The sequence below is a fragment of the Spirosoma luteolum genome, assembly GCF_054778875.1.
This window is the reverse complement of the sequence record NZ_BAAGZE010000001.1, coordinates 178,744-200,058: the sequence shown is the minus strand read 5'-3', so window position 1 is coordinate 200,058 and position 21,315 is coordinate 178,744. Positions and strand designations below refer to the sequence as shown.

Sequence of the window (21,315 nt, the reverse complement as noted above, 5' to 3'; positions counted from 1 at the left end):
CGTAGAACAATACCTGTTACAACAACTTACCGCAGGAGCCGATAGTTACGGTACTCGCCCAGCCGCCAACCCGTAAGCCGTTCAATCAGGCGTTTGAGCCGGTTTTTGGCTGAATACTTCTTCTCGCGGATATCGAAGTCAAACTGCCAGTGCTGAGCGTCGATCCGGGGCTGCATCACGGCGGGGTGCGTACCGGTAAACGCGGCCAGCGCGTCGATGGCGCTGTAGTCGAAGTTGACGTAGTTCTGGCGGGCCTGTTCGATGGTCTGTTCGCCGTGCCAGAACTGCTGCACAGCCCGCATTTTGGCTTCCTGCACGTCGGGGGGCTTCACCCAGCCGTAGTGGTATATATAAGCGTCGATCAGCCGGACGCGTAGTTTCTGGTTGTCGCGGGTGCGGAATCCCTGCGCATCGCGGTAGGAGACCACGTTGCCCGTGTTGCGCACCACCCGGATTTCGCGTCGGTACCACTGGGGCGAATCGCCCACGTAACGGTAGGAGCCGTAGAAATGGAGGTAATGGAACAGAAGCCCCTCCACCTCCGGCTGGTCGAGGTACTGAGCCATAGCCTGCCGTACCACTGGTATATACCGCTCGTGCAGCACCTCGTCGCCCTGGATATAGAACGCCCAGTCGACATCGGGCGAGATGGCCGCCAGCGCTTTGTCTGTTTCAACGGCCAGCACGCGGCCCCCGGCCCGCAGCGAATCGTCCCAGACGGTCTGAATGATCCGGATCTTGGGCGAGTCGATACCTTGGATCAGAGCCAGCGTTTCATCGTCGGACTGACCAACCGCTACCACAAATTCATCGCAGAGGGGCAGTATAGACCGGATGGCTTCTACAACGGGGTAATCGAACCGGATTGCGTTGCGAACAAAGGTAAAGCCAGCTATTTTCATGCGTAAGTCGATGGTCGGGACGTAAAGATAGCGGTACTATGCGGGGTGGGGTCTATTTTAGGGCCAAATTCTAATTCCCTTCATCTGCATGAAACAACTCGTTTACCCTGCTTTAGTACTTAGTTTATTGGGGTCGGTGGGCAAGGCACAGAACACGGCGGCCCGGCCTGGTGCGGCCCAGCCGAATGCGGCCCAGCCTGGTGCGGCCCAGCCTGGCTATTCCGACCATGCGGAACTCTCTGCCCGGCTGAAAGCACTGGCCAGCCGTACCGGCAACACGGCCACCGTGCGATCGATTGGTAAATCGGGCAGTGGCAAAGACATCTGGCTGCTTACGATCGGCCGAGGAGTCGCCGAGCGTAAACCCGCGCTGGCCCTCGTGGCGGGACTCGACGGTACGCACCTGGCGGGCACCGAACTGGCCGTGCAGGTCGCCGAATCGCTGCTGACCGGTACGTCGGATAGCATCAACCGGGTGCTCGATACCAAAACCATCTACGTGCTGCCCCTGCTGAACCCCGACGCGCAGGCACAGGCGTTTGCCAAACTGCGCTACGAACGCAGCGGCAATGCCAGTGCCACCGACGATGACCGTGATGGCCGCGTCGACGAAGACCCGGTCGACGATCTGAACCGCGATGGCCTGATTACGCAGCTGCGCGTGGAAGACCCCACCGGGCAGTATGTGGCCAGCAAAGACGACGCGCGGGTGCTGGTCAGGGCCGATCCGGCCAGGGGAGAATCGGGCCGCTACATACTGCTCTCGGAGGGAATCGACGCCGATAAAGACGGTCAGTTCAACGAAGATGGGGCGGGGGGCGTGGCGCTCGACAAAAACTTTACCTTCGATTATCCCTTCTTCACGGCTGGTGCGGGCGAGATGCCCGTTTCTGAGCCCGAGAACCGGGCTCTGCTCGATTTTCTGGGTAAAGCGCCCAATGTGTATGCCGTACTGACGTTCGGCCCCTACAACAACCTGTCCGATGCTCCTAAGTTTGACCGCACCAAAACGGCCAAACGTATCGTAACGGGTCTGCTGGAGAAAGATGCCGTAGTGGGTGAGCAGGTTTCCAAACTCTACAATGCCCAGACGGCCCTGACCGGCGCACCGGCCATGCCGGCTACGAAAGGAAATTTCGCGCAGACAGCCTACTACCATCACGGGCGTTTCAGCTTCTCGACCCCCGGCTGGTGGGCACCCAGCGTGAAAGCAGCCGTCTCCGCGCGCAAAGACAGTGCCGCCACGGCTCCCAAAGCTGCGCCCGCCCCGGGCAAATCGGCCGAGAGCGACAATGACGACCTGCGCTTTCTGAAATGGGCCGACGCCAATGGCCTGACGGACGTGTACGTAAACTGGACCCCGATTGAGCATCCCGATTTTCCGGGCCGCAAGGCCGAGGTAGGGGGCCTGGTGCCTTTTGCCAAATACAATCCGCCCGTTCGGTTTCTAACCGATAATGCCCGCAAACACACGCAGTTTGTAACGGCCCTGGCTACCCGGATGCCGCAGATCGAACTGGCTAATGTCCGGACCGAAACACTGGGCGGTGGGCTGCACCGTATATCGGCTCAGGTGGTAAACCGGGGTCTGATGCCTACCGGCAGCGATATGGGTGAGCGGGTGCGGTGGGTGCCTAAAATGCGGGTCGAGCTCAAACTGGCCGACAAGCAGACGGTGGTATCGGGCCGGCGCGTCATGCTGCGCGGCCCCATGGCAGCCGGCGAAACCATGGATGTCACGTTTCTGGTCAGCGGCAACGGCCGCGTAACCCTCGAAGCCGGTAATGCCATGACCGGTGTTCAGCAGCAGGAAATTAATCTGAAATAACGGGTTCACGAATAAACGGTTGACGCTGCAGGTTTCCCCGCACAGCTACGCGGGATCGTTGATCGGCACACTCTGAACCTTGACCATATCAGCTATGAAACACATATTCCTTTTAACCCTGAGCTTGTTTGCCCTACCGGCACTGGCACAGAAACCAACGACCAAAGCCGATGATCCGGGCGGGCTCAAAGCCATCGGGTCGCCCGTCAACCCAAAGGTGCCCATGCGCTGGAATCACTACAATGATTACGGCATGATCACCAGATTCTGTCAGGATCTGGCCAAGGCCTATCCCGAACTGGTAAAAGTGGAGTCGATGGGAAAATCGTATCAGGGACGTGATATCTGGGTGATGACCATCACGGATACCAAAGCCGGTAACCCGGATCAGAAACCTGGTTTCTACATCGACGGGAATATCCACTCCAACGAGTTGCAGGGCGCCGAAGTAGCCATGTACACCGCCTGGTATCTGGCCGAGTCGTTTGCCGACGAAGCCTATATCAAGCAGCTGCTGAAAACCCGTACGTTCTACATCACCCCCACCATCAACCCCGATGCGCGCGAGGATTTTATCAAGAATCCGAACACGGCCAACACGCCCCGCTCGGGCATGATGCCCCTCGACGACGATGGCGATGGGCAGGTCGACGAAGACAAATACGACGATCTGGATGGCGATGGCAACATTGTGCAGATGCGCCGGAAAACCCCGCTGGGACGTTGGAAAGTCGACCCCGACGATCCGAATCGCATGGTACCGGCCAAACCCGGCGAAGCGGGGGAGTATGAGCTGCTGGGCACCGAAGGCGAAGACAATGACGGCGATGGTGCCGTGAACGAAGACGTTGTAGGCCAGTATGACCCCAACCGCGACTGGGGCTGGGGCTGGCAACCCGACTACATTCAGCGGGGGGCGCTGCTCTATCCGGGATCGCTGCCCGAAACGCAGGCCGTCAAGAAGTTTATCATGAGCCACCCCAACATTGCCGGCGCGCAGAGCTACCACAACTACGGCGGCATGTTTCTGCGCGGTCCAGGTTCGGAAGAGGATATTCCGTACTACACCCCGGGCGATATTGCCGTTTACGATGCGATGGGTAAGGTTGGCGAGAAAATGATTCCGGGGTACCGCTATCTAACCATCTACAAAGACCTGTACACGGTTTACGGGGGAGAAATCGACTGGCTGTCGCTGGGGCGGGGCATTTTCACATTCTCGACCGAATTGATGACCTCGTATAAACTCTTCAACCAGAAGTCGGACGAAGGGCGGTTCCAGAACAACGAATTCAATGAATTCGATAAGTATCTGCTCCTGAGCGATGCCTACGTACCCTGGAAAGCCTATAAGCACCCACAGTATGGCGACATCGAGATTGGCGGCTCCAAGAAAAACTACGTGCGCAACCACCCTGGCTTTATGCTTGAAGAAGATGCGCACCGCAACATGGCGTTTACGCTCTTCCACGCCTATAACATGCCGCAGCTGGCCATCCCGTCGGTAACGACGAAAGCACTGGCCAACGGCCTGACCGAAGTAACTGCCACGGTGCAGAACGAACGCCTGATTCCAACCCATTCGAGCCACGACATCAAATACAGGATCGAGCGTCCCGACCGCATTACGCTGAAAGGAGCGACGGTGCTGGCCGGCATGGTGGTCGATAATGCCGACATGGGTCTGACCCGGGAGCAGAAAACAAACCCTGCCACGATCGATGTACCCAACATTCCCGGAACGGGCTATGTTATGGTGCGCTGGATTGTGAAGGGCAAGCCGGGCAAAGCCACCGTTGAGGTCGACAGCCGGAAAGGCGGCTTCGTGTCGAAAACGGTGGAGTAGTTGGCAACGCCTGCAAACACAGCGCGCGCCTGTTGTCCGGTTCGGATCAGGCGCGCGCTGCGTTTAGCGGTTTCGGATAAAGTCTTCCAGCGCGTTCAGGTGGTCGGTAAACGCCTGGCGGCCGGCGGGGGTGGTCGCGTAGGTCGTGTTGGGTTTGCGGCCCACAAACTGCTTCTGAACCAGCACGTAGCCAACGTCTTCCAGCGCCCGCAGGTGGGTTGCCAGGTTGCCGTCGGTCAGGCCGAGCAGTTCTTTCAGGGCTTTGTAGCTGATGGTATCATTGACCATCAGTACCGACATGATGCTCAGCCGCGCTTTGCTTTCGAAGGCTTTGTTGAAGTGCGTCAGCAGTTGATTCATGCGGTATTGCGTTCGTATTTGACGTACATGGCCAGCCCGTAGAGAATGTGCAGCACCCCGAAGCCTAAGGCCCAGGCCAACAGACTGAACGAGGGCCAGAACAGGGTGAGCAGCCCCAGCGCGATTTCGCAATAGCCTAGCGACTCAACGTCGCCCAGCGTATAGCGGCTGCCACTCGTAAGGGCCAGACCATAAAAGATCAGCGTGGCCGGAAACGCCAGCCAGATCAGATTATAGTACACCAGGCCGAGGCAGAAAATTCCACCCGTGGCCAGCGGAACCAGCATCACCCGCAGTAGTCGCTCCGACGAAGCGCTACGGATGCTGAGGCCCTGCCGCCGGGCGCGTCGTACCGTAAAGTAATATCCACTGGCCAGTGCTGCCAGCAACACCGCCGTGGCAATGCCCACCAGTACCCACCGGCTGTCGGGCTGTACCAGGCCGTAGGGCGACTCGCCCAGCCGAACAGCTTCCATAAGCGGTATCCACCGAAATCGGGTGTAGGCAACAAAAGCGCCGGCCAGGGCGGCCAACCCGGCCGACACCCCCGAGAGGCCGCTGAGCGACAGAAATTTGGTCGAGCGTTCCATCAGACCGCGTATCTCGGTCAGGGTCTGCAGGTGTTCGTGCGGTTCATTCATACAAATAGGCAAATCAGAAAACAGGAGTGGACACTAAACAGAAAGACCCAGCCGGTCGAGCAGGTGACCGCCCAGAATGAGAAGACCCGCCAGTACAGCCGCCAGCGCCAGTATCAGCACCGCCCCCGACGCCAGGTCTTTGACGGCTTTGATCTGCGGATGCCAGCCCGGCGACACGTGGTCGCAGAGCTTCTCAATGGCTGTGTTGACCGCTTCGGCCGACCAGACCAGTCCGATCTGCGTGATGATAATGGCCCATTCGATGCGGCTCAGTTTCAGCCAGAAACCAGCCACAATGACCGTTAAGGCAGCCAGACCGTGGACTTTGGCGTTGTTTTCATAGCGGAACAGTGCCACGATGCCCTGCCCCGCAAACCGGAAACTGCGCCCTACTTTTCGAATATCAATCATCGGGGAAATATACACTTAAAACAGCCGCACCCGGGTGTGTTTGGGCTGATCGCTATCAAACAGGTCGCCTGTCAGCTGTTCACTACGCACCCACAGGTGGGGCTTTTGCGCCGACAGGGGAAGCTCGAACACAAGTTGTGTGGAGTCGGCACGGCGGGCGGTAATCCATGAGCAGTGCAATCAGTGCGGACAGGCTAAGCCACAGTTTCATGTGGGTAGCTGGCGGTCGGTAGGGGGTGGCTATCCTCGGCATACCACCAGAAAGCCAGATAGCCGGCTGCCAGTACAAAACCATAGGCCAGCGTCAGCTTCAGGCTGAGGTGATCCTGGTATGACCGTACGATGGCCCGTAGCAATCCGGTTGGTTCCGACAGAACATTCCAGCTGTTCCACCGGCCGAACCGACCCAGGTAAATGCCAAAACCCGACAGAAACTGGCAGGCCAGCAGCAATGCCCACGATCGGCTCACCCCCAGCAGCGGCTTCACCATCCGGTGTACCAGTAGTGACGAATAAAGCCCGCACAGCAGACCGGTAGTGGCATACACGTAGATCGTGAGCGTATCGAACCACAGCAGCGCGGCCTGGAAAACCTGTAGTTCAGGCAGGTGAAACAGGTCGGTGATAATGTAGGGCGCATTGGGCAGAAACAGCAGCCAGACCATGAGCCCCCCGATCAGCAGCCGCCGACTGCCAAACCAGGCCGGAGCCGGGGCTGCGTTCCGCAAATCGCGCAGAACCAGCGCTACGCCCAGCGGGAACAGGGCCAGCGCCAGATTCCAGTTGAGCATCACAAACGACCACCAGTTGCGGCTCAGGATACCGCGCCCGACCGTCAGGACAAGGCAGATGGCGAGCAGACCCAGCAGGGCCCGGCAACCCCGGCTCAGTGGTTGGCCGGCTAGAAAGGCAGACCGATCAGTACCAGATAGTGGATTCATCATAGATAGAAAGAACTTTGTTTTGCAAAGTAAGCAGAGTGAGTTGACTTACGCAAGCGCAAAAGCAGGAACCAGCAGTTCTTTTTGGACAGGTGGGTCGTAGGCAACAGGGCCACAGGCAGCGACCTTATCAGCCGCATGGCGCTGTGTATGATGAAGAAGCCGCAGCACCCGGCTATTTTCTAAACGGTATGCAACGCCAGATCGGAATTTGTCATCTTCACGGCAAACCAAAACACGGTAATCTTATGAAAACACTTACCCTTGCGCTCTGTCTGCTGACTACGACGATTACCCACGACTGGAAGAAAGACCGGTCGGTCGAGGGCTTTTCGGGCCTGCGCGTTAGTAGCGGTATCAACGTGTACCTGACCCAGGGAAACAGTGAAAAGCTAACGCTCGATGTGAAGGGCCTGGAGGAGGAGGATGTTAAGGCGGAGGTGAAAAATGGTACCCTGAATCTGTATATCGAACGGCGCGGTGTCATGAACTGGGTGAACAACCGCAATACGTCTGTGAAGGCCTACGTCACGTTTCGCGCCCTGAAAAGCATTCAGGCGTCGGGCGGAGCCGATGTGACGGGGCAGGGCCACCTCTCGTTTCAGGACCTGGACGTGCAGGCCGGGGGGGGCGCCGACGTTGCGCTCGACCTGACGGCCAGTCGGCTGAACGTATCAGCTTCGGGGGGGGCCGACGCCAAACTGACGGGGCGGGCCGAATTGATCAATGCCGCCAGCTCGGGCGGAAGCGACCTCGACGCCCGCAACCTGACGGCTAAAAGCGGCACCGCCAGCTCGTCGGGCGGGTCTGACGTGTATATCCGGGCCAGCGATGAACTGAGCCTGAAAGCATCGGGTGGGTCCGATATTTACTATTACGGATCGGCCCGGGTGCTGACCAAACAGAAGTCGGGTGGGTCGGATATCAGTCACCGCGACTAGCACCGGTTTGTAGTTTGGCGGGCGAAGTCCGAAGTTTGTGGTGCCCAAACCGGATTGGTTCCGGCGGGCACCCCAACACCAAACCACCAATTCGTTTGACACCCACTATTGGCATTCTTGGCGGAGGACAGCTGGGCCTCATGCTGCTACAGGCCGCTATCGACTGGAACCTGCGCGTTCATGTGCTCGATCCTGATCCGGCCGCGCCCTGCCGTACCCTTTGTACGACGTTTACGCCCGGCTCGCTAACCGACTATGATACCGTTTATCAGTTCGGGCAGGCGGTGGATGTGCTCACCATCGAAATCGAGCGCGTCAATGTCGATGCGCTCGAAGCACTGGAGCGCGAGGGCAAGCGCGTTTATCCGCAACCGTCTGTCATTCGAACCATTCAGGACAAGCGGCTGCAAAAACAGTTCTACCGCGATCATGGCCTGCCTACGGCCGATTTTATCCTGACCAGCGACCGGGCCGATGCCGCCCGGCATGCCGATTTTCTGCCGGCCTTTCACAAGCTGGGCCGCGATGGCTACGATGGACGCGGAGTGCAGCGCATTGCCACGCCAGCCGATCTCGACAAGGCCTTCGATGCGCCCGGTGTGCTCGAAAAAGCAGTCGATTTTGCCAAGGAACTGGCCGTGATTGTAGCCCGCAACGAGCGGGGCGAGGTACATACCTTCCCGACGGTCGAAATGGTGTTTCACCCTGAACTGAACCTGGTCGACTACCTGTTTGCGCCCGCCGAGATCACCCCCGAAATCGATGCCCAGGCGCAGTCGATTGCCCGGCAAACGGCCGATGCGTTTGGCATCGTGGGGCTCCTGGCGGTCGAGCTGTTTCTGGACAAGGAAGGGCGGGTGCTCATCAACGAAGTAGCGCCCCGGCCCCATAACAGTGGCCACCACACGATTCAGGCGAATATCACCTCGCAGTTCGAGCAGCACTGGCGCGCCATTCTGAACTATCCGCTGGGCGACACGGCCGCCTACCAGCCGGCGGCTATGCTCAACCTGCTGGGCGAAGCCGGCCACACGGGTCCGGCCGTTTACGAAGGACTCGAAACGCTGCTGAGCATGTCGGGCGTGTTTCCTTATTTCTACGGCAAAGCCATCACCAAACCATTCCGCAAGATGGGCCATGTGACGGTGATGGATGCCGATATGGAAGCGCTGCGGCAGAAGGTAAGCCAGGTGCAGTCGGGGATTCGGGTCGTAGCCGCCCATAACTAGCTGACCTATTGCGTATGTGCGCCGAAAAATCGAGTTTTGGCCCGGCCCGGCTGGGTAACCTTTCCCGACAAATACCGAAACAATTTGTAGGGGTAAGCGGTAGTTCGAGTACAAAACACATCGATAACGAGATACGACTATGCGTTGGTTAGGAGGACGTGAAAGTGATAATGTTGAAGACCGCCGTGGCGGTGGCGGTGGTGGCCTGATTGTGGGCGGAGGAATCGGTACGGTTGTCATTGCCGTTATCGTGATGCTGCTCGGGGGCGACCCATCGACGATCTTGAACCAGCGCAGCAGTCAGCAGGAGGTAAGCGAGGCTCCGGCCGGCCCCCAGGCCGACGATGAAGCGGCTTCGTTTACGCGCAAAGTGCTGGCTAGCACCGAAGATGTCTGGACCGAAATTTTCAGACAGCAGGGCGGTCAGTACCAGCAGCCGACGCTGGTCATGTTTCGCAACGTGACCCAGTCGGGTTGCGGCACGGCTTCGCAGGCGTCGGGCCCGTTCTACTGCCCTGGTGACCGGAAGCTATATATCGACCTGTCGTTCTACGATGAACTGGCGCAGCGCTTCAACGCGCCCGGCGACTTTGCCATGTCGTATGTGATTGCCCACGAAGTTGGCCACCACGTGCAGAAACTGCTCGGCGTAATGGACCAGACCGACGCCCTGCGGCAGCGCATGAGCGAGCGCGAATACAACCGCGTGTCGGTACGGCTCGAACTGCAGGCCGATTTCTTCGCCGGTGTTTGGGCGCACCACGCCAAAGGCCAGAGCATCGATTTCGATCAGAGCGACGTAGAAGAAGCACTGACGGCTGCCAACGCCATTGGCGACGATCACATTCAGCGCGAAACGCAGGGTACAGTGGTGCCCGATGCCTTTACCCACGGCACGTCGGCCCAGCGCGTCTACTGGTTCATGAAAGGGTTGAAAACGGGCGATCTGAAACAGGGCGATACATTCAATAGTCGTGAAGACGCTAACCTGCAGTAGATTTACAGTCTACGGTATTTAGTTTACAGAAGCGCGAAAGCCTCGACTGTGAGTTCGAGGCTTTCGCGCTTTTTTCGTGTCCTGGTTCGCGGCAGAACGCAGGCAACCAGACGACCGCCAATCATCAAAAATTCAACGGCTTATCCTGTAAACTGAATACGGCAAACGGAATTCTGTAAACCAGACTCCGACTATCGCTTGGGACCGATCGAGTCGTAGATCACGACTTTTTCCCACAGTTGCGCATAGTTATTGCGGAAATCGTCGTGGATGGGGTGTTTCTGGTACGCTTCTTCGTCGGCGGCACTGTCGAACAGGCACAGCCACGAATAGGTGTAATCGCGTTTGATCACCTCGCGGTTGGTGGCAGCCGGCTCGCCAATGTTAACCATTTTGATGGTCGGGCATTTAGCCAGTTTGTTGAGCCCTTCGAGCAATTTGGCTTTGTCGGCTGCGTTGCCGGGGTTTTTGAGGTAGAACAAGACGTGGTGAACAAACACCTCTTTGGAAGCGGCTACGGTTGGCAGGGCTGTGGTCAGGCCAGCCGCCAGCGAGGATTTAACGAAACCCCGGCGCGAAGAATAGGTCATGGTATCAGGTAAGAATAGGGTGGCTTATGAATCAACGGCATCGTGTTCATAATATAAACACAAACTTACCAAGCATCCGCGTTGGTTTAGATGTGACTATTGAAAAATGTTAGAAAGATGTGACAAGAAGTATTGTCACAAGCTTATAATTTGATAATCAGGTGATTATTCGTGAGCTGTTCTCGTTGTACCATGTCTTCATTAAATGCGTTTCATTTTTAGCATATATCTCCCTATTAGATACCAGATAAGTTCCTGAGTTTACCATCCTTAATGTGTCTTTATCCGCAAAATCATGAATCACATGTATATCGCTAGGGGGGCTCTTTATGAAATCTCCCTCTGATTGAATTTGCAAGCAATGATAAGGTGTCAACGGAAAATAAAATGTGAATATTTCTCCAAATCTTGTGTTGTGAATTTTTCCATTAATATCTTGGCAGAAACCAGGGTTGTCCGATGTGATAAATTGATCCGATATTAGTGGCTTTAATATTTTCCATTCACCTCTTACGATCTTATTTATGATAAGTTTTTTGATATCACTTGGTCTGAGTTTACTGGAAAGAAGAATGAAGTTTGATATATCTTTTCTCAGAATATGATTTGTTAGCCATTCTTTCCTTAGTTGTTCATAGCTTAGCAGAAAACTTTCAAAGCTACCGTATTGCTCATCTATCAGTAACTGGGTATTAGTATCTTTTTCCTTTATGTCTTCCAATATTTTATCGAAGGTTTTGTTGATGTTATCAGTAGATAAAGATGCATTCCTTATGTACTCGTTCCTTATTTTGATATCGTAGAGCATTTCAGCTATAGATGTGGCTTCGTTTGTAGATAGGATGTTTCCATATCTCGTGATTAAACCTATTAGCTTATGAAAATTATTTTCGTACCAAAATCCGTATCTTTCTATGACATTTTGGTCCGTTATAACGAAGTTGTCGAACTGAATATTTTGTTCAAATTTATAAAAATTAGGCTTGTATGAAATTTTAGGTGGATTAGTTTTACTAAAAGTATATTTTCCCTTAATTTCTTTTTTATGTTTAAATATTTCTCCATTTTCGTTTGTAAAGCCATTGAGGTATACTCGTGGTACGATGTGATGTTTTTCCCCTTTTACGTGTGCCATACTTAAATATAAACAAAAAATCCCGGCCGCCTATCGGCAACCGGGATTTATGTAGTAGCACAGCACAAGGCTGTTAACGCCTATTTACAGTTCAATTTCGGCATCGAGGTTGGTGAAGGCGATTTCGTTATCGCTGTTCAGCTCCATCAATACAACCGATTCTTTCCGTACCTCGCCCGACAGGATGGCTTTCGACAGCGCGTTGAGCACCCGGCGTTGCAGCACCCGTTTGAGCGGACGGGCGCCAAACACGGGGTCGAATCCTTCCTCGCCCAGCTTCGTCAGCGCTTCGTCGGTCGCGTCGAGCTGGATACCGCTTTCGGCCAGCCGCTGCTTGATTTCGCGGAACTGAATATCGACAATCTTGCGAATGTTGGCCTGCGTCAGCGGTTCAAACATGACGATCTCGTCGATCCGGTTCAGGAATTCGGGGCGGATGGTTTGTTTCAGCAACTCCATCACCGCCGATTTGGCTTCTTCCAGCACCAGGCTATGGTTCCAGCCTTCGTCTTCGGCAAACTTCTCCTGAATCAGGTGGCTGCCGATGTTCGAGGTCATGATGATGATCGTGTTCTTGAAGTTTGCCGTCCGGCCTTTATTGTCGGTCAGGCGGCCTTCGTCGAGTACCTGCAGCAGAATGTTCCAGACGTCGGGATGGGCTTTCTCGATCTCGTCGAGCAGCACCACCGAATACGGTTTCCGGCGCACAGCTTCGGTCAGTTGCCCACCTTCGTCGTAGCCCACGTAGCCCGGAGGGGCACCGATGAGCCGGCTGACGGCGTGGCGCTCCTGATACTCGCTCATGTCGATGCGCACCAGGGCATTTTCGTCGTTGAACAGGTATTCGGCCAGCGTGCGGGCCACTTCGGTTTTACCAACGCCCGTTGTACCCAGGAAGATAAACGACCCGATGGGGCGCTTGGGATCCTGCATACCGGCGCGGCTCCGCCGAACGGCATCGGCCACTACCTCAATGGCTTCGGCCTGACCAGCCACCCGTTTGCCCAGTTCTTTCTCGAGGTTGAGCAGCTTCTCCCGGTCGCTCTGCAGCATTTTCTGCACCGGAATACCGGTCCACTTGGCCACGACCTCGGCAATGTCTTCGGCCGTAACCTCTTCCTGCATCATGCGGTCGGGGTCATTGCCTTCTGATTTTGACAGACCGTTGAGTTTGGCTTCCAGCTCCGGAATACGGCCATACCGAATTTCGGCTACTTTGCCGTAGTCGCCAGTGCGTTCGGCCTGCTCGGCTTCAAAGCGCAGCTGATCGAGCTGCTCTTTCAGCGTCCGGCCTTCGTTGACCGACGCTTTCTCGGTTTCCCACTTGGCCTGCAGGTCGTTGCGCTGCTCGGTCAGATCGGCAATGGTGCGGTTGAGCGATGTTTCCTTGTCGACGTTGTTTTCGCGCCGGATGGCTTCACGCTCGATTTCGAACTGCATGATGCGCCGGTTCAGTTCGTCGAGTTCTTCGGGTACCGAATCCATCTCGAGCCGCAGCTTGGCAGCCGCTTCATCCATCAGGTCGATGGCCTTGTCGGGCAGAAACCGGTCGGTGATGTAGCGGGTCGACAGTTCGACGGCGGCAATCACCGCATCGTCCTTAATCCGAACGCCGTGGTGCAGCTCATATTTCTCCTTGATACCGCGCAGAATCGAGATGGCGTCGGCCATATTGGGCTCGTCGACCATAACGGCCTGGAATCGGCGCTCAAGGGCTTTGTCTTTCTCGATGTACTTCTGGTATTCCTTGAGCGTGGTGGCGCCGATGGTGTGCAGTTCACCGCGCGACAGGGCCGGCTTCAGCAGGTTGGCTGCGTCCATGGCGCCGTCGCCACCGCCCCCCGCGCCAATTAGCGTGTGGATCTCGTCGATGAACAGAATGATTTCGCCGTCGGAATCGGTCACTTCCTTGATAACCGATTTGAGCCGCTCCTCAAACTCGCCCTTGTATTTGGCGCCGGCAATAAGCAGGCCCATATCGAGCGAGATGATGGTTTTGGTTTTCAGATTTTCCGGCACATCGCCCAACACAATGCGCTGGGCCAGCCCTTCGACAATGGCGGTCTTACCCACACCGGGCTCACCGAGCAAAATGGGGTTGTTTTTGGTTCGGCGGCTCAGAATCTGAAGTACCCGCCGTATTTCTTCGTCGCGGCCGATTACGGGGTCAATTTTACCGGTGCGGGCGCGTTCGTTAAGGTTAACACTATAGCGTTCGAGCGACTGATAGGTCGCTTCGGCATTTTGGTTTTTCACAGGGTTTCCTTTTCGGAGTTCGTTGATCGCGGCTTTGGTGTCCTTTTCCCGGAAGCCCGCTTCTTTCAGTAAGGTAGCTACCTGATCTTTACCGGCCATCAGGCCCAGCAAAATCAGTTCGATGCTGACGAATTCATCGCCAAATTCTTTGGTAATGGTGGTGGCTTTGGCGAAGGCCGCAGCCGTATCGTTGCTCAGGTATACGCCCCCGTTGCCTCCCGACACTTTGGGGTAGTTGTTGACTATTGCCTGCACGATGGGCACCAGCCCCTGCCGGCTGGTACCGGCTTTCTGGGCCAGAAAGTCCATCACGTTTTCGTCTTCCGACAGAATGGCCAGCAGCAGGTGGCCTGTTTCGATGGCCTGTTGCCCGTTGCCGAGGGCAATCTCGGAAGCCTTCTGTACGACCTCCTGCGCTTTTACGGTGTAGTTCTTAAAGTCCATTTCAGTAAAGGGTTATCCGTGGTGAAACGGCATTGGTGATCAGTTGGATACCAGCCTATAAACAAACTACGTACCGACTTGATTTTGCGGCCATTTTGGCTGATTTATAACCAATCAGTACGGAAAAAGTGCCAAACTGTCTCATAGTGAGTAGTGCAAATGGGCAGATTGTGAGCGGAGCAGGTTAAGCTATCGGTAGTAAAAATTAACGATACGGGTGCGTAATTATAAGCTCTGAGCCTTATAATTGCCTGATATAAGGCTCAGAGCTTATACCATGTCCAAAACAGTGCACAGCCCTAAAGTAGTTGCGGTTCTTACCGGCGACATAATTAGTTCATCTAAACTGACGGTAACTGAGCGTAGGGCGTTGCTCGGATCGATGGCTATGTTCTTCGACACGTATAAGACGAAGACTAGAAATAACCTGGGTTTGAAGATTAGATTCGAGCCGTACAGAGGAGACAGCTTTCAATGTCTGTTGGATCAGCCGAAGCAATCGTTGCGCGTGGCTATTTTGATACGGGCTTATCTGCAAAGCAAAATTGTTGCGGGCAAAAACGTAATTCCTTCAGATGCCCGTATTGCAATTGGCATTGGCACCGCTAACAACATGGCCACCACACTAGCCGAGTCGGAAGGAGAAGCGTTTCGATTTTCCGGGCGCCTATTGGACGGACTTAAAAAAGAGCCGAACCAGCTAGCCATAAAGACGCGGAAACCAACGCTGGATAAGGCACTGGCAATCAACTTGGTTTTATTAGAAGGAATTATCAGCAAGTGGACCGTTGCTCAATCCGAGGTAGTCTATTACAAACTTCAACACTATACGGAAGTCGTTATTGCCGAGATTCTGTCGGTTAAGCAACCGGCAGTCAATCAGCGGGCGAAAGCCGCTTCGTGGGTGGCAATCGAAAAATTACTGGTGTATTATGAATCAATGGTGTAAGCTAAGTTATGCTACGTTATTTCACTGCTGATGATACGGCGCTGTTGATCAGGCTGCTACTGTCGCACCTGATGGCCGACTTTTTCTTCCAGCCAACGGCCTGGGTTTTTCAGAAGCGGACACTAAGGCACCGGTCCCGTGCGCTCTATTGGCATAGCATTCTGGCTGGATTGCTGGCTTACTTACTAGCCGGTATATGGGATGGATATTGGGTTTTTGGTATCGTCGTCGTAACACACTGCCTGATTGACTGGCTGAAAGCAACGTATGGTAGTACACATCCGCTACGCTATTTTCTGTTCGATCAGCTGTCGCATCTGGTTGTACTAGTTTTAGTATGGATGTATGGCACCAAAACCTGGACGTTGGTCGGGCGAATGATCGTACTCGTTTTCACAGATCCCAATACAATGGCCGTGCTGACAGGGTATTTAATTTGTACCACGCCCTTATCATTCGTTGTTGGTATAGCTACAAAACGATGGCAGCAGGAATTGGATAGTGTGCCGGGAACGACCTATTCGCTGGCCGATGCAGGTCGATGGATCGGTATCTCAGAACGGGTAATAATTTTTTCGCTCGTACTCGTTGGCCAATATGAGGCTATCGGCTTTCTGATAGCCGCAAAATCGTTGCTGCGGTTTAAAGAAACTGAAGCAACGAAACAGTCTGAATATGTACTGATAGGGACATTGTTGAGTTATGGGCTGGCAATTTTACTGGGATTAGCGACGGCAGGTTTCATTGGTAACTAGCGCAACAAGAAGCCCCATTACCAGGGCAACGGGGCTTCTTTGGCATTAATCGAGGCTTTCGGCTTCGATCGGCGTCATGCGTTCGCGGGCGATAGCTGCCTGGTGCGGATCGTCTGTTTCGACGGGGCCGGCCAGCAGTTCGGCATCGTGAATAATCAATGTTTTGTAGGGCCGGAATGTGCCTTTGGGCAACCAGTAGGCAAGCAGGCCAGCGTAGACTGCCGCCAGACCGGCCGCTGTGATGCCCACAACCGGGTTGCGGTGCCACTGTCGGGTGGCAATACCGCTAAAGCCGGCTACGAAGGGAACCATATACCAGGGGTCGTTGAGCTTGCGGGCTACGGCGTAGCCAACGCCGGCCGTAGCGCCCAGAATACCCGCCGACAGCGGCACATCGCGCTCGTTGTTACGCTCCCATAAACCCGCTGTCAGCAGCGAGTCGGGCGTGCCAACCACAGTGGCTGCCGTCAGCCAGCCCGTATAAAGGCTTACCGGAATGCGCAGGTATTTCTCGGGACCCGTTACCTCCGTTTCGCCAATCTCGAGGGCCTGGTGAAGTCCCAGAGCCGCAGCCAGGTTAGCCTTGGTGGTAGCGTCGGAAATCAGAATGCTTTGCTCGTCGTTCTGCGAGAAAAACTTGCCGAAAATGGCATTGAGTGTCCAGCTGGCCGCCCACCAGGGCAGGGCTTTCTGGTAGCGGGGGTTGAACCGCTGGCTGTTGAGGGCCTGATGTACCATCAGCGCACCCAGCCCGGTGTAGACCGTTGACCAGACCGCGCCGAATGTCCAGCCGGCCGGAATGATGAGATTCTTATCGAACACCCGCTGATACTGAGCCGGTACATCGTAGTCGGGCTCGGTTTCGGCTTCCTGCATCTGCTGTCCCTGCGCACGGGCGTTACGACTCGACGTTGCCGTGTAGATGATACTGCCAACGGCGAAAACGGCGCTTGCAATGCGCCAGAATGATGAATTTTTCATAAACGTTGCTGAGTGAAAACCGAACGAACCGGCCTGTAAGCAGGGCGGTTCGTTCGGTTAGGATTACCAGGTGGTTTATGCGTAGGCTTCTTCCAGTTCTTCTTCCTCATCTTCGAGGGTACCGGCCACCTGCCGCGTTTTCTTCACCACTTTGTCTTTGGTGCTGAGAAACTGCTGTGCTACCGAGCCCGCAATATCCTGCAGTGAACCAAGGGCCCGGTTGAATTTGAAACGATACTGTGCTTTCTGGATGGGGCTGGCGTTGCGGTAAATAGCGGCCAGCACAATGCCCGTGGCTACGACGGCAGCCACGCCCACACCGATTACCAGCGTGGCATTGGCGTTGTCTTTCGGCTGGGGCGCTTCCATCTGCTTACGCGCGCTCTCGGCGTTTTGCTGGCTGGTCTTCACGTTGGCCAGTGCCGCTGTCAGCTTATTTCTGGTACCTGATACCACTTTGTCTTTACCCGACATCAGGGCTTCATAGCCATCTTTAGCTACCTCGGCTGGATCGGCTTTCTCGCTCTGACCAACTACCGTGTACTCGGCACCGGCTTTGTTGAACCAGTCGGTATCGGTAGCGCCCGGCAGTAGGGCTGTGACGGTGACGCCACTGCCTTTTAGTTCGTTATAAAGCGCTTCGGAGAATGACAGGACAAACGCTTTGGAGGCACCATAGATTGCCACCAGCGGATTAGGCGTTGTGGCCGCAATGGAGGCCAGGTTCAGAATCTTACCTTCGTTGCGGGCCAGCATGTCGCCCACGAACAGCTTGGTCAGGTGAACCAGCGATGTAACGTTCAGCTGAATCAGGGCCAGTTCTTTGTCGAGGTCAGTGTCGGTAGCAAATTTGCCGTGCGTACCAACGCCGGCGTTGTTGACGAGTACGTTGACGGTCAGGTTCTGCCGCTTCACTTCGTCGTAGACTTCCTGCGGGGCTTCGGCCAGCGACAGATCTTTTTCGATAATTGTAGTGGTCGAGCCGAACTGATGCTTCAGGGCTTCGGCTACGTCCTGCAGACGGTCTTCACTACGGGCAACCAGAACCAGGTGATACCCATCTCTGGCAAAAAGAGTAGCCAGTTCCCGTCCGATGCCGCTCGACGCGCCCGTAATGAGGGCTGTCTTTCCAACTTCTGTCGTCATGCTGTTTACGTGTTAGTGATGCACTAATCAACGGCACAACGCTAAAGTTGTTCAGCCAACTTACTTCGAAACAACCTTCAGGTCGATCTTACGCATGGGGGGCCGGCGCAGGCTCGTGGTGTCGGTCGATCGGCGAAAAACGCCCGTTCCCCGCCCAATGGCGTCGATGCGGAGGTAGTTGATACCGCTCGTAACGAGTTGCTGCTTGATCAGGTTGACGCGCTTGAACGAAAGCGCTTTGTTGGTCATGCCCATGGCCGGCACCGCGTCGTTGGCATAGCCTACCAGCTGAATCTGCAGCCGTGGATACGTTTTAAGCAGGGTAACCAGCTCACCGACCGTGGCCTGCGCATCGGGCGTCAGGGTTAGCGAACCCGGCTGGAACGTCATGGCCGGCATCGGGAACGTGCGGCCTTTGGGCAGGGCCGCATTGCCGAGATAAGGCGTCATCTGCTGCGAGAGCATACCGGCAGCCCCCGAAACAGCTGTTCCGGTAGCGGGCATGCCGGGGGTAGCCGGAACGGCTGTGGCCGGTCGTTTGCCCGCCGTATCGACCGGTACGGCCAGCGAACGGGCCACCGTATCGCTCAGGGTCGAGTCGGCGCTCAGGCTTACCTCCTCGGCAGAGGCTGCGTGGTTCTGGGTGTTCTGGTAGATATAGTAGCCCAGCGCCAACAGGGCGGCCAGTACCAGGGCCCCAATACCCCAGCGGCCCAGCGCGCCCGTATCGAGGTCCGACTCGGCCGAGGCATCGAAAGCCACGGGGGGGCGGGTAACGGTAGTCTGACCAGGGGCTTCGCCGGGAGCCCGGCGGGCGGGTGCGGCAATACCCGAAACAACCTGCTGCAGCCCAAGCTTTTCGATCAGGCGGGGCATAAACTCATCGGGAACGGCATTGACAAAAGCTTCCCGTTCGCTGAAGAGTGAAGCCGCCAGCCCGTCGGCATCGAGCTTCCGGTCGCTGACCTGTTTGCCCAGTACGTGCAGGGTAATGGTACTGATAAGACCCAGCAGCGAAATCGACGACGAGTTACGAATGCCGGCATAGCCCGAAATCATGCTGCCGATGGAGCTTTTCATGGCGGGCAGCAGGTGGCTGATCACGTCATTGCCCTGCGTAATCAGCGCATTGGTCTGGTTGGGATCGCGCAGCGAGTTGCTCAGGTTGTCGAGCAGCTGGCCTTCGTAGCGTCCCTTTTTTATATGGTTGAAGAGCTGATTAACCCCAATCTCGGTGGTCGTCCGCTTCATCAGACCGCCGATAATCGTGTAGACAAGCCCATCAACGGCTTTGCGGGTTTTCTCGGCAGGCTCGTCGACATAGTTGGCAATACGCGACAGCACATCCGAGGTCAGTACTTCATTAAACGTGGCAAATAAGGTCATAGATAACAAACTCAAGCAGGCAGTAGAGTAACCGGTGGCACAACCACAGGTTCCGAAGTGTACGAAACACCGTTCGGCATAAAATTAGGCAAGGTTTGGCAAAGGGCCGAGGGCTGGTGCCGATTATATTCGGGAGTTACCGTTTGGCCAGGCGTTCGATGACCTCCTGATAGTCTGTTTCCACAGCCCGCAGGCGGGTCTGGCAAAAGGTGATGAGCTCGGTGGCCCGCCGTATTTTTTCCGACAGCTGATCGAGAGGAACTTCGTCGGCTTCGATCTCGTCGACCAGGCTTGTCAGCTGGTCGTAGGCTTCCTGATAGGTCATGGCAGAGGGGGATAAAACCGGCACTGTGGCCGCCGGTGTGGGCCGGTTACTGACTGATTACGGATACTGTGCCGTCGGCTAGCTGCACCTGCAGCGTATCGCCTGGGGCAATGGCGCTCGCCGTGGTCACGATCCGGTTCTGCCGCAGCAGCAGCGCGTAGCCTCGCTTCAGCACATTGGCCGGATCGAGGTGGCGCAGCGTTACGGCTTTTTCGGCCAGATCGGTATGTTTGTCGCGGAAAAAATTGTGCATTACAAACCGGAATCGCTCGATTTCGCTGTCGAGCTGATCGCGGGTTGTTTGCAGGCTGGTACGGGCCGAAGCCGCTACCCGCTCGCGCAGGTACAGACAGCGCTCTTCGAACTGCCGGTTATGATCGATCAGAAAAGCGGCTGCCTTGGTGGGCGTTTTCACGCTCTGATGGCACAGCAGATCGGTGATGCTCACATTGCGCTCGTGGCCAATGCCGGCCAGAATGGGCGTGGGGAAACCCGCTACGGCCAGCCCCATCATGAGCGTGTCGAAAGACCCAAAGTCGAGCTGCGACCCACCGCCCCGCACGATCACCACCGCATCGTAGGCGATGCCGCTCTGCTGAATCTGGGTTAGCTGCCCCACAATGGACCGCTCGGCGCCCTGGCCCTGCACCTGCGTCAGGTATTCGTCGACTACGTATTCATACCCCAGCGGGTTCTGGGCCAGCTCATGCCGGAAGTCGCGCCAGCCATCGGAGCCGGGGGCGGCAATAAGCGCAATGCGCTGCATGACCAGTGGTCGCGGCAGCAGCTGATTGGCCGTGATGTATTGCCCCGCTTCGACCCAGACCAGCTCGGGGTGTTCGCGCACGAGCGTGTCAAGCACGGCCTGCCGTTCGCGTTCGAGGTTACCCAGCGTGTAGGCGGGGTCGATCTTGAGAATCTCGAGCCGCAGCCCGTAGACTGGGTTGAAACTAACCGATACCTGCAGCAGCAGCTGGATATTGCGGGCAAAAGCCACGCCCGTTGCCTGCTCGAACTGCCGGATAGCGCCGTAGTGCCGGCGCCAGATAGCGGCTTCGAGTTTGGCCACCGTCTCGCGTCCTTCGCGTTCCACCAGCGTCAGAAAGCAGTAGTTCCGATCGGGGTAATTCTTGATGTCGCTTGTTTCGGCAACAACCCAGATCGCCTGCTGCCCAAACGCATCGTCGATAACCGCGTTGAGCGTAAAAGCCAGATCAGACAGACGAATGGGAGGCATGGGTGCAAATGAGTG

At 55.9% G+C, this 21,315-nt stretch carries 20 protein-coding genes; 7 read left to right on the top strand and 13 right to left on the bottom strand.

The annotated features are described in order from the left end of the window. Nucleotides 1-26: 26 nt before the first annotated feature. Complete coding sequence (locus ACYVAC_RS00935) at nucleotides 27-902, bottom strand: glycosyltransferase family protein (RefSeq protein WP_461095665.1); 876 nt, start codon at nucleotides 900-902, stop codon at nucleotides 27-29. An 88-nt stretch (nucleotides 903-990) separates the two neighbouring features. Between ACYVAC_RS00935 and ACYVAC_RS00930 the strand changes: the two genes are divergently transcribed. After that, nucleotides 991-2,730 (top strand): M14 family metallopeptidase, encoded by a 1,740-nt coding sequence (locus ACYVAC_RS00930; RefSeq protein ID WP_461095664.1) that lies wholly within the window; start codon nucleotides 991-993, stop codon nucleotides 2,728-2,730. Between the two features lie 94 nt (nucleotides 2,731-2,824). Then, the gene (locus tag ACYVAC_RS00925) at nucleotides 2,825-4,576 is read left to right on the top strand and encodes a M14 family metallopeptidase (protein ID WP_461095663.1); all 1,752 of its coding nucleotides are present in this window, start codon (nucleotides 2,825-2,827) and stop codon (nucleotides 4,574-4,576) included. Nucleotides 4,577-4,639: 63 nt separating this feature from the next. On the opposite strand, the gene ACYVAC_RS00920 is transcribed toward ACYVAC_RS00925, so the two are convergent. The 4 genes from ACYVAC_RS00920 to ACYVAC_RS00905 all read right to left on the bottom strand — a co-directional run bounded on the left by ACYVAC_RS00920 (nucleotide 4,640) and on the right by ACYVAC_RS00905 (nucleotide 6,932). Next, nucleotides 4,640-4,936: a winged helix-turn-helix domain-containing protein gene (locus tag ACYVAC_RS00920; RefSeq protein ID WP_461095662.1), complete on the bottom strand. Its 297-nt coding sequence runs from the start codon at nucleotides 4,934-4,936 to the stop codon at nucleotides 4,640-4,642. Beyond that, nucleotides 4,933-5,577, bottom strand: coding sequence for a hypothetical protein (locus tag ACYVAC_RS00915; RefSeq protein ID WP_461095661.1), 645 nt, complete (start codon nucleotides 5,575-5,577; stop codon nucleotides 4,933-4,935). Before ACYVAC_RS00915 ends, ACYVAC_RS00920 begins: the two co-directional genes overlap by 4 nt. A 33-nt stretch (nucleotides 5,578-5,610) precedes the next feature. Beyond that, nucleotides 5,611-5,988, bottom strand: a complete 378-nt coding sequence (locus ACYVAC_RS00910; protein ID WP_461095660.1) for a diacylglycerol kinase family protein — start codon at nucleotides 5,986-5,988, stop codon at nucleotides 5,611-5,613. A 194-nt stretch (nucleotides 5,989-6,182) separates the two neighbouring features. After that, nucleotides 6,183-6,932 carry a DUF1361 domain-containing protein gene (locus tag ACYVAC_RS00905; RefSeq protein WP_461095659.1) on the bottom strand — a complete coding sequence of 250 codons (750 nt, stop codon included), beginning with the start codon at nucleotides 6,930-6,932 and terminating at the stop codon, nucleotides 6,183-6,185. 245 nt (nucleotides 6,933-7,177) lie between these two features. On the opposite strand from ACYVAC_RS00905, the gene ACYVAC_RS00900 reads away from it, so the two are divergent. The 3 genes from ACYVAC_RS00900 to ypfJ all read left to right on the top strand — a co-directional run bounded on the left by ACYVAC_RS00900 (nucleotide 7,178) and on the right by ypfJ (nucleotide 10,096). Beyond that, on the top strand, nucleotides 7,178-7,870 hold the full coding sequence (locus tag ACYVAC_RS00900; RefSeq protein WP_461095658.1) for a head GIN domain-containing protein: 693 nt from the start codon (nucleotides 7,178-7,180) through the stop codon (nucleotides 7,868-7,870). A gap of 95 nt (nucleotides 7,871-7,965) precedes the next feature. Then, entirely contained in the window at nucleotides 7,966-9,099 is a 1,134-nt protein-coding gene (locus ACYVAC_RS00895; RefSeq protein ID WP_461095657.1) for a 5-(carboxyamino)imidazole ribonucleotide synthase, read from the top strand. A 139-nt stretch (nucleotides 9,100-9,238) separates the two neighbouring features. Continuing rightward, complete coding sequence (gene ypfJ / locus ACYVAC_RS00890) at nucleotides 9,239-10,096, top strand: KPN_02809 family neutral zinc metallopeptidase (RefSeq protein WP_461095656.1); 858 nt, start codon at nucleotides 9,239-9,241, stop codon at nucleotides 10,094-10,096. Between the two features lie 191 nt (nucleotides 10,097-10,287). On the opposite strand, the gene ACYVAC_RS00885 is transcribed toward ypfJ, so the two are convergent. The 3 genes from ACYVAC_RS00885 to clpB form a co-directional block, all read right to left on the bottom strand. Further along, nucleotides 10,288-10,686 (bottom strand): Dabb family protein, encoded by a 399-nt coding sequence (locus tag ACYVAC_RS00885; RefSeq protein WP_461095655.1) that lies wholly within the window; start codon nucleotides 10,684-10,686, stop codon nucleotides 10,288-10,290. A 157-nt stretch (nucleotides 10,687-10,843) separates the two neighbouring features. Continuing rightward, on the bottom strand, nucleotides 10,844-11,821 hold the full coding sequence (locus tag ACYVAC_RS00880) for a DUF4238 domain-containing protein (protein ID WP_461095654.1): 978 nt from the start codon (nucleotides 11,819-11,821) through the stop codon (nucleotides 10,844-10,846). Between the two features lie 84 nt (nucleotides 11,822-11,905). After that, nucleotides 11,906-14,521 carry an ATP-dependent chaperone ClpB gene (gene clpB, locus ACYVAC_RS00875; protein ID WP_461095653.1) on the bottom strand — a complete coding sequence of 872 codons (2,616 nt, stop codon included), beginning with the start codon at nucleotides 14,519-14,521 and terminating at the stop codon, nucleotides 11,906-11,908. Nucleotides 14,522-14,798: 277 nt separating this feature from the next. On the opposite strand from clpB, the gene ACYVAC_RS00870 reads away from it, so the two are divergent. After that, nucleotides 14,799-15,470 carry a hypothetical protein gene (locus ACYVAC_RS00870; RefSeq protein ID WP_461095652.1) on the top strand — a complete coding sequence of 224 codons (672 nt, stop codon included), beginning with the start codon at nucleotides 14,799-14,801 and terminating at the stop codon, nucleotides 15,468-15,470. An 8-nt stretch (nucleotides 15,471-15,478) separates the two neighbouring features. Then, nucleotides 15,479-16,225, top strand: coding sequence for a DUF3307 domain-containing protein (locus tag ACYVAC_RS00865; RefSeq protein WP_461095651.1), 747 nt, complete (start codon nucleotides 15,479-15,481; stop codon nucleotides 16,223-16,225). Nucleotides 16,226-16,270: 45 nt separating this feature from the next. Here ACYVAC_RS00865 and ACYVAC_RS00860 read toward each other — a convergent pair whose 3' ends face one another. The 5 genes from ACYVAC_RS00860 to ACYVAC_RS00840 form a co-directional block, all read right to left on the bottom strand. After that, complete coding sequence (locus ACYVAC_RS00860) at nucleotides 16,271-17,206, bottom strand: tryptophan-rich sensory protein (RefSeq protein WP_461095650.1); 936 nt, start codon at nucleotides 17,204-17,206, stop codon at nucleotides 16,271-16,273. A 75-nt stretch (nucleotides 17,207-17,281) separates the two neighbouring features. Continuing rightward, entirely contained in the window at nucleotides 17,282-18,352 is a 1,071-nt protein-coding gene (locus tag ACYVAC_RS00855; RefSeq protein WP_461095649.1) for an SDR family NAD(P)-dependent oxidoreductase, read from the bottom strand. A 60-nt stretch (nucleotides 18,353-18,412) separates the two neighbouring features. Continuing rightward, nucleotides 18,413-19,738: a DUF937 domain-containing protein gene (locus tag ACYVAC_RS00850; RefSeq protein WP_461095648.1), complete on the bottom strand. Its 1,326-nt coding sequence runs from the start codon at nucleotides 19,736-19,738 to the stop codon at nucleotides 18,413-18,415. Nucleotides 19,739-19,874: 136 nt separating this feature from the next. After that, a complete protein-coding gene (gene xseB / locus ACYVAC_RS00845; protein ID WP_461095647.1) occupies nucleotides 19,875-20,063 on the bottom strand; it encodes an exodeoxyribonuclease VII small subunit in 189 nt (62 codons plus the stop codon). A 46-nt stretch (nucleotides 20,064-20,109) separates the two neighbouring features. Continuing rightward, nucleotides 20,110-21,300 (bottom strand): exodeoxyribonuclease VII large subunit, encoded by a 1,191-nt coding sequence (locus tag ACYVAC_RS00840; protein WP_461095646.1) that lies wholly within the window; start codon nucleotides 21,298-21,300, stop codon nucleotides 20,110-20,112. Nucleotides 21,301-21,315 lie beyond the last annotated feature (15 nt).

Excerpts from the sequence above, each read along its gene's own strand:
- ACYVAC_RS00935 (WP_461095665.1), bottom strand. The coding sequence starts at position 902 with ATGAAAATAGCTGGCTTTACCTTTGTTCGCAACGCAATCCGGTTCGAT.
- ACYVAC_RS00930 (WP_461095664.1), top strand. The coding sequence starts at position 991 with ATGAAACAACTCGTTTACCCTGCTTTAGTACTTAGTTTATTGGGGTCG.
- ACYVAC_RS00925 (WP_461095663.1), top strand. The coding sequence starts at position 2,825 with ATGAAACACATATTCCTTTTAACCCTGAGCTTGTTTGCCCTACCGGCA.
- ACYVAC_RS00920 (WP_461095662.1), bottom strand. The coding sequence starts at position 4,936 with ATGAATCAACTGCTGACGCACTTCAACAAAGCCTTCGAAAGCAAAGCG.
- ACYVAC_RS00915 (WP_461095661.1), bottom strand. The coding sequence starts at position 5,577 with ATGAATGAACCGCACGAACACCTGCAGACCCTGACCGAGATACGCGGT.
- ACYVAC_RS00910 (WP_461095660.1), bottom strand. The coding sequence starts at position 5,988 with ATGATTGATATTCGAAAAGTAGGGCGCAGTTTCCGGTTTGCGGGGCAG.
- ACYVAC_RS00905 (WP_461095659.1), bottom strand. The coding sequence starts at position 6,932 with ATGATGAATCCACTATCTGGTACTGATCGGTCTGCCTTTCTAGCCGGC.
- ACYVAC_RS00900 (WP_461095658.1), top strand. The coding sequence starts at position 7,178 with ATGAAAACACTTACCCTTGCGCTCTGTCTGCTGACTACGACGATTACC.
- ypfJ (WP_461095656.1), top strand. The coding sequence starts at position 9,239 with ATGCGTTGGTTAGGAGGACGTGAAAGTGATAATGTTGAAGACCGCCGT.
- ACYVAC_RS00885 (WP_461095655.1), bottom strand. The coding sequence starts at position 10,686 with ATGACCTATTCTTCGCGCCGGGGTTTCGTTAAATCCTCGCTGGCGGCT.
- ACYVAC_RS00880 (WP_461095654.1), bottom strand. The coding sequence starts at position 11,821 with ATGGCACACGTAAAAGGGGAAAAACATCACATCGTACCACGAGTATAC.
- clpB (WP_461095653.1), bottom strand. The coding sequence starts at position 14,521 with ATGGACTTTAAGAACTACACCGTAAAAGCGCAGGAGGTCGTACAGAAG.
- ACYVAC_RS00870 (WP_461095652.1), top strand. The coding sequence starts at position 14,799 with ATGTCCAAAACAGTGCACAGCCCTAAAGTAGTTGCGGTTCTTACCGGC.
- ACYVAC_RS00865 (WP_461095651.1), top strand. The coding sequence starts at position 15,479 with ATGCTACGTTATTTCACTGCTGATGATACGGCGCTGTTGATCAGGCTG.
- ACYVAC_RS00860 (WP_461095650.1), bottom strand. The coding sequence starts at position 17,206 with ATGAAAAATTCATCATTCTGGCGCATTGCAAGCGCCGTTTTCGCCGTT.
- ACYVAC_RS00855 (WP_461095649.1), bottom strand. The coding sequence starts at position 18,352 with ATGACGACAGAAGTTGGAAAGACAGCCCTCATTACGGGCGCGTCGAGC.
- ACYVAC_RS00850 (WP_461095648.1), bottom strand. The coding sequence starts at position 19,738 with ATGACCTTATTTGCCACGTTTAATGAAGTACTGACCTCGGATGTGCTG.
- xseB (WP_461095647.1), bottom strand. The coding sequence starts at position 20,063 with ATGACCTATCAGGAAGCCTACGACCAGCTGACAAGCCTGGTCGACGAG.
- ACYVAC_RS00840 (WP_461095646.1), bottom strand. The coding sequence starts at position 21,300 with ATGCCTCCCATTCGTCTGTCTGATCTGGCTTTTACGCTCAACGCGGTT.